At 50.6% G+C, this 579-nt stretch carries 1 protein-coding gene; it reads right to left on the bottom strand.

What is annotated here, in order from left to right; all coding sequences use genetic code 11:
- Positions 1–318: 318 nt before the first annotated feature.
- Entirely contained in the window at positions 319–480 is a 162-nt protein-coding gene (locus tag AWU74_RS12025; protein WP_187150936.1) for a hypothetical protein, read from the bottom strand.
- Positions 481–579 lie beyond the last annotated feature (99 nt).

Genomic DNA, 579 nt, shown 5'->3' with positions numbered 1-579 from the left:
CCGTGACAAGCGCAACCGCCCCAATCGCACTCGTAATGCAAAACACCACGCTGCGAAACGCACTATTCTGCGAAATATAGTTTTAATGCCCACTTGCTGTTCTTTTTTCTCTGCCAGCTTCTTGGCAACGACGGACGTGGCTGACTGCTTTCCCATTTTTCAGACTTTTCCCACTCCGGCTTGATAACGATTTCGCCCTTTTCGTCCGCTTTCCGGTAGGCAAAGACAAACGTGCTCGCGTCTTTCGAAACCCACGCCCCCGTTTTCCATTTGCCCTTCTTGCCGTCCCAAGAGAGCGCGTTGTCTGCCCAAAATCCTTTACAAATGGTAGCCCCCAGCTGGAATCGTTATAGGCGGCACGGAAATGCCAAAGCCTTTTCTGCGCGTATCTTTCTGCACCAAAAGCGAGTTGTACGCTCCTGCCTTTACCGACGACTTGTCGGAAACAAGCCGCAGCGTCTCGCAGCTTTTGTTACGCACTTCAAGTGTAACGTTTTTTCTGTTCTTCGCTGAAAGCTGCGCGTGAATGTTTTGGTTTTTTTACGTTCCGCGGAGCATGGCGCATAATGTTATCAACGC

It is taken from the genome of Treponema endosymbiont of Eucomonympha sp. (assembly GCF_001028545.1).
Note: the sequence above shows the minus strand (reverse complement) of the source record. Positions and strands in the feature narration are given on the sequence as shown.